This window comes from Pseudomonas sp. UBA5706 (genome assembly GCF_002419965.1).
Taxonomy (GTDB): Bacteria; Pseudomonadota; Gammaproteobacteria; order Pseudomonadales; family Pseudomonadaceae; genus Aquipseudomonas.
In genome coordinates this window covers 383-6,209 of the sequence record NZ_DIHC01000014.1, presented here as the reverse complement: position 1 = coordinate 6,209, position 5,827 = coordinate 383, and the positions used below count along the sequence as shown (strand labels likewise).

The window sequence follows — 5,827 nt, the reverse complement described above, 5'->3', positions numbered from 1 at the left end:
AGTGACGCAGAGCGTGGGAACAATCAGGTGATCAGAGACGAGAAAAAACCCCGCTTCGACCCGCTCTTTTTCCACCATTGCTCAGTGCAAAACACTTTGCAGAAATTGCCGGGTTCGGGGGTGTTGCGGGGTGGAGAAGAGATGTGCCGGCGGTCCGGTTTCGACGATTTTGCCACCCTCGAAAAACACCACGCGGTCTGCTACTTCACGGGCGAAGCCCATTTCGTGTGTCACCACGATCATGGTCATGCCTTCGGCCGCGAGGCCTTTCATCACGTTGAGCACCTCACCGACGGTTTCAGGGTCCAGGGCAGAGGTCGGTTCGTCGAACAACAGCAGTCGAGGTTTCATCGCCAGGGCGCGGACGATCGCCACGCGCTGCTGTTGGCCGCCTGATAATTCGCTGGGGTAGCCGTCGGCCTTGTGCCGCAAGCCCACCCGATCCAGCAGCGCCAGGGCGTGGGCCTGGGCGTCGGCCTTGCTCATGCGTTTGAGCTTGATCGGCGCCAGGGTCATGTTCGCCATCACCGTCATGTGCGGAAACAGGGTGTAGTCCTGAAAGACCATGCCAACGTCCTCGCGCAACCGCGCCAGTGCCTTGCGATCGCCGGCGTCGACCGAGTCACCTGCTCCCACCACCACCGTGCCCGCCGAAGGTACTTCCAGGCTGTTAAGGCACCGAATGAACGTCGACTTTCCAGAGCCGCTTGGGCCGATGATCACCACCACCTCGCCCTGCCGCACGTCCAGATCGACGCCCTTGACCACCTCGTGCTCGCCGAAGCGCTTGTGCAGTCCACGCACGGTCAGCATGTTCATAACCCGGCCTGCGTGCGGATAGCGGCCTGCAATGTCTCCTGTGCCGCAAGCAAACGGTCACGTCGCGCTTGATTGGCCTCACGCTCGACCTGCAACCTCGCATTGGCCCGCAGCAGACTCGGGCGCAGCGAAGACGATGCCGGGCCGCCAGCGGAATCGCGGGACTGCACGTTCGCCGTCGGGTCCAGGCATTCGCGAACCTTGTGCGCAGGCAAGTTCAGCGCATGCCCCACCTGCTCCATCGCACAGACGTCCACCATGTCAGTGTCAATGCGGTGTGCTGGCAATCCAGCGTCCATCGCCATGCGCACCGCCGCGCCGACGATGTGGTGGGCCTCGCGGAACGACAGGTCGGCCTCGCGCACGATCAGGTCGGCAAGGCCGGTGGCGGTGGAAAAGTCTTCGCCCGCGCGACGCACCGCCAGTTCCACGTTAGGAGTGGCCGTGCGCAACACCAGCTCCAGCAGTTTCAGACAGCGCTGGGTCTCCTCCGCTGCTTCCCAAAAGCCGCGCGTGCCCTCGCGATTGGCGTCGCCGGTGTGCGAAAAGTTACTGCCCTTGACCGTGACGCTGGCCGCCATCAGCAGGCCGACGATATGCCCGGTGCGGCCTTTGAGGTACTCCAGCACCGTGGGGTTTTTCTTCTGCGGCATGATGCTGGAGGTCGCCGCCACGCTGTCAGGGAAATCGATCAGACTGAATTCGTGGGTGCTCCAGACGAAATAGTCCTGGGCAACACGGCTCCAGAACACCGACAGCAAGCTCAGGTGCGACAGACTCTCCAGAATGAAATCCCGCGAGCCCACGGCGTCCAGCGCATTGTCCAGATAACCGTCGAAGCCTAGCAGCTCTGCCGTACGTGCCCGGTCGATGTCGAACGGGGTGCCAGCGAAAGCCGCCGCCCCCAGCGGGCACTGGTTCATCGATTCGAGGGTCTGGGTCAGGCGCTTGCAATCGCGTTCCAGCGCCTGCTCCACCGCCGACAGGTAATAACCGTAGGTGATCGGTTGCGCCGGTTGCAAATGGGTGTAGCCGGGCATCACCACTTCGGCGAACACCTCAGCGTTGTCCAATGCTGTCTGGCGGGTCTGGATCAATGCATCGATCAGGCTCATCAGCACTTCGCGGCAACGCAGGCGGTCCAGGGTGGCGAGGATATCGTTCCGGCTGCGCCCGGTGTGCAGGCGGCCGCCGACGTCGGTGCCGATCTGTTCGATCAAGTGCGCTTCGTAGTTGAAGTAGGCGTCTTCGCGGGACGGGTCGAGAGTCACTGCGCCGGGACCCGCGGACTCCATGTCTAGCACGCCCTTGGCCAGGGCGGTCGCGTGCTCGCTGCGAATAAGGCCCTGTTCGGCGAGCATCACGATGTGCGCCTTGTTGACGTTACCCAGATTGATAAAGCCGTCGGCGAAACCTTCCAGCCGCGGCCGATAGATGTACTCGTTGACCTCGGGGGCGGTGGTTTCCTTCAGGCGACGACTGACTTTGGACTCTTGCATGATCAAACCCCTTAACGAGTTGCGCGCATCGCCGGGCGACCCAGGCGACGTTCGAGATAACGGCTGAGCCAGCTCAGCAATGAACAGATGACGAAGTACACCAGCAGCACCAGGCCATAGACGCTGAACGCCGGACTGACGCCGGTCATCACCGTGGAGCGCTCGACGATGATCTGGCCGACCTTGAGGAACTCGCCCACCCCCACCAGCGCTCCGAGCGAGGTGGCTTGCACCAGCATGGTCAAAAGGCCGGTGTACGCCGGGAGAATCGCCCGCATCGACTGCGGCGCGATCACATGCAGGTAGATTTGCCAAGGGCGCAGCCCCAGGGTCCAGGCGCTTTTCCACTGGTGACGCGCGACCGACTCCAGCCCGCCGCGGACGATTTCGATACCGTTGGCGCTGCCCCACAGCGTCAAGCCGGTGACCACTGCCGCGAACGGGCTGAGGTCCAGACCGAGCATCGGCGCACCGAAGAAAATGAAGAACACGTTGACGATCAGCGGAATCGAGCGAAACAGCTCGACGTAGCCATGAATGGTCCACCACAGCAGGCGATTTTTCAGGGTCGCCAGCACGCCGAACACCGCCGAGATGATCGTGGTGAAGAGCAGGATCACCAGCGCCAGGCGCAGGGTCATCCATAGGCCCTTGAGCACGAAGCCCCAGTTTTCGATCAGAAAATTCATCGAAGCCTCACTGCCGGAAAGGACGTTGCAGGTGGGCCGAGAGGCGTCCGGTGCACAGCGACAGAATCGCCACCAGTGCCAGGTACATCACGCAAATCGCGCTGAACATTTCGATGGCGCGGAAATCCGTGGCAATCCGGTCCACCGCCACGAATGTCAGCTCAGCCAAGCCGATTGCCTGCAAGTACGACGAGTTCTTCAGCAGCGAAATCGCCGTGTTGAGCACCGCCGGCAGACTGGTGCGAAAAGCTATTGGCAGCGCCACCAAACAAAAGTAATGACCGGGTTTCAGGCTCAGGGCCATGCTCGCCTCGCGCATCCCGTACTCGACCGTTGCCAGCCCGCCGCGCATGTTCTCCACCTGATACGCCCCGGCCCACAGCGACAGGCAGAACACCCCCGACCAGAACAACGACAGCTCGATACCGATTGCTGGCAGGCCATAGAAGATGAAGAAAAGCTGCACCAGAATCGGCGTGTTGCGGATCAGTTCCACGTACAGCGTCACGATCTGCGCCAGCACCGGCACCTTCATCACCCGTGCTGCCCCACCGAGCACACCGATCATCAACGAAAACACGATGGCCAGCAGCGAGACCCGCAACGTCATCAGCACGCCAGCGAGCAGCGCCGGCCATTGCGCCAGCAGGTAGTTGAAATCGAAATCCATGACGGCGTCCGGTCAGAGTTTTTCAGCAGGCTTGGCCTGCTCGAACACGCTCAGGTAGTAGCTCTGGATGTTTTGCGGGACGTACTGCCGCACCCAGCCGCCGAACAGTTTCTCCTCGTGCATCTTCGCTATCGCAGCACTGAGGTAGTCACGCAACGCCTCGTCGTTCTTGCGCACGCCAATGGCCGCATCGGATATCTGGAACGGTTCATTGATCAGGCGTGCGTCGCTGTCGTTGGCCGCCACTACCACCAACGTCGCAGCGTCATGGGTGTAAGCATCCGCGCGCCCCTGGCGGAAGGTCTGCAAGGCGTCCGCAGCGCTATTCATGCGCAGGGTCTTGACTTCGGGCATATGGTCCTCGAACCACTTGGCCTGAACCGAGCCCTTGAGGGTGGCCAGGGTCTTGCCGTTGAGGTCCTTGATCGATTTGATCGGGCTGTCCTTCTTCACCACCACGTCGCTGGCACCCCAGCGATACGGCGCCGTGAAGTCGATAACGCGCTGGCGTTCCGGAGTGACGCCCAGTGTCGCGATGAGGAAATCGACCTTGCGCCCCAGCAGCTGCGGCACGCGGTTCTCGGCGGTTACGCAGGTGAAGGTCACTTTATCCTTGGAGCCCAGCGCCCACAGGGCGATCTGCCTGGACATTTCGACTTCGACCCCGGCGAACTCGCCATTGCCGTCCTGAAAGCCGTAAGGCGGCTGGTCGCAACGCACGCCGGCGCGCAGTTGTCCGGCTTGCTTGATGTCATCGGGGACCGGCGGCAGGTCAGCCGCGTTTACATGAGGCAGGCCAGCCAGCGAGACGCATGTGAGAGCCACGGTACGAACGAGGGTTTTTAACGAATACGACATGATGCCTCCTGGTAACTACCAGCGCAGCGCCGCACGAGACGACACCACGCAACGATTTCAAGGGCAGAAAACAGCGGAAATTGCAGCGCGAGGTTGGCGATTGGCCGGCGCTTGGGCATCGCGGCCGTCTGTGCGGAACCGTCGATGTCGACAGTTGTTATAAAGCCTCTGGCTCATGCCAACAAATGACAATACAGTGGTCGCCCATACCGAATTGATATGGCCTGCCATGAACTTTAAACAAGTCGAAGCCTTCCGCGCCGTGATGCTGAGCGGCTCGATGACCGCAGCAGCCGAGTCGTTGCACACCTCGCAACCCAACATCAGCCGCCTGATCGCGCAACTGGAACGCGGCAGTGGCTTCAAACTGTTCGAGCGGATCGGTGGTCGCCTGTTGCCGACTGACGAAGGCGCGGCGTTATTCGCCGATGTGGAACGTGCCTTTACCGGTTTGCAGAGTCTGGAAAGATCAGCACAAAACATTCGTCGTGGCGGCACCGGCCAGTTGCGCATCGCGGCTGTGCCATCGCTGTCGCTGACGGTGTTGCCGAGGGTCATCCAGCGTTTTCGTCAGGAAAACCCCGACGTGGCAATTTCGATCCATACCAGCGACTCGCCGATGGTCGCGCACTGGGCGGCCTCGCAATTCTGCCACCTGGGTCTGGCGTCTTATGTCGCCGAGCAAATGCCGGGGGTGCGCACGCAAAGAATCTGCGATGTTCCCGGGGTTTGCGTGTTTCCCAAGGGCCATCGGCTCGCGGCCCTGGCTCAGGTGACGCCCGAAGATGTATACGGCGAGGAATTCATTTCGCTGTCACAGAACGACGGCTCTCGCACGCGCGTGGACCGGGCTTTCGCGGCGGATAAGGAGTACCGCAAGTTGAATCTGGAAACACCCTACGCCGCGACCGTTTGCTCGTTGGTGGCGCTGGGTTTGGGAGTCAGCATCGTCAGCCCGATGGTAGCGCGGGAGTACCTGCACACGGGCATCGACACCCGGCCGTTCAGCCCGGCCATTCGTTTCTCGACCTACTTACTGCTGCCGGACGACCGACCGCAGAGCCTGTTGAGCCAGCGCTTTGGGGTGCTGATCCACGAAATGCTCACCGAGGCGAGCAAGGAGTGGCAGGTGTAAGGTCCGCGGCCTCTGCTTCTGGCCGCAGGCTGTAGCAGCGTGGCTTGCCCGCGATCTGCCGCGCAGCGGTAGTAAAACCAGCCGCCTTGGTTGAACCAGACAAACCCCATGCTCAGGATTTGCTGCCGGTGCCCGACAGATCGCGGGCAAGCCACGC

At 61.7% G+C, this 5,827-nt stretch carries 6 protein-coding genes; 1 reads left to right on the top strand and 5 read right to left on the bottom strand.

What is annotated here, in order from left to right; all coding sequences use genetic code 11:
- Positions 1–81 precede the first annotated feature (81 nt).
- From B3I26_RS07260 to B3I26_RS07240, 5 genes are read right to left on the bottom strand one after another with little or no spacing between them, the layout of a single operon-like run.
- Positions 82–813 carry an amino acid ABC transporter ATP-binding protein gene (locus B3I26_RS07260; protein ID WP_296256532.1) on the bottom strand — a complete coding sequence of 244 codons (732 nt, stop codon included), beginning with the start codon at positions 811–813 and terminating at the stop codon, positions 82–84.
- Between the two features lie 2 nt (positions 814–815).
- Positions 816–2,318 (bottom strand): argininosuccinate lyase, encoded by a 1,503-nt coding sequence (gene argH, locus B3I26_RS07255; protein WP_296256530.1) that lies wholly within the window; start codon positions 2,316–2,318, stop codon positions 816–818.
- An 11-nt stretch (positions 2,319–2,329) separates the two neighbouring features.
- Positions 2,330–3,007 (bottom strand): amino acid ABC transporter permease, encoded by a 678-nt coding sequence (locus B3I26_RS07250; RefSeq protein WP_296256528.1) that lies wholly within the window; start codon positions 3,005–3,007, stop codon positions 2,330–2,332.
- Positions 3,008–3,014: 7 nt separating this feature from the next.
- Positions 3,015–3,677 (bottom strand): amino acid ABC transporter permease, encoded by a 663-nt coding sequence (locus tag B3I26_RS07245; protein WP_296256526.1) that lies wholly within the window; start codon positions 3,675–3,677, stop codon positions 3,015–3,017.
- A 12-nt stretch (positions 3,678–3,689) separates the two neighbouring features.
- On the bottom strand, positions 3,690–4,535 hold the full coding sequence (locus B3I26_RS07240; RefSeq protein WP_296256524.1) for a transporter substrate-binding domain-containing protein: 846 nt from the start codon (positions 4,533–4,535) through the stop codon (positions 3,690–3,692).
- A 229-nt stretch (positions 4,536–4,764) separates the two neighbouring features.
- Here B3I26_RS07240 and B3I26_RS07235 point away from each other — a divergent pair, with 229 nt between their 5' ends.
- Entirely contained in the window at positions 4,765–5,670 is a 906-nt protein-coding gene (locus tag B3I26_RS07235) for a LysR substrate-binding domain-containing protein (RefSeq protein WP_296256523.1), read from the top strand.
- The last annotated feature ends 157 nt before the right edge of the window (positions 5,671–5,827 follow it).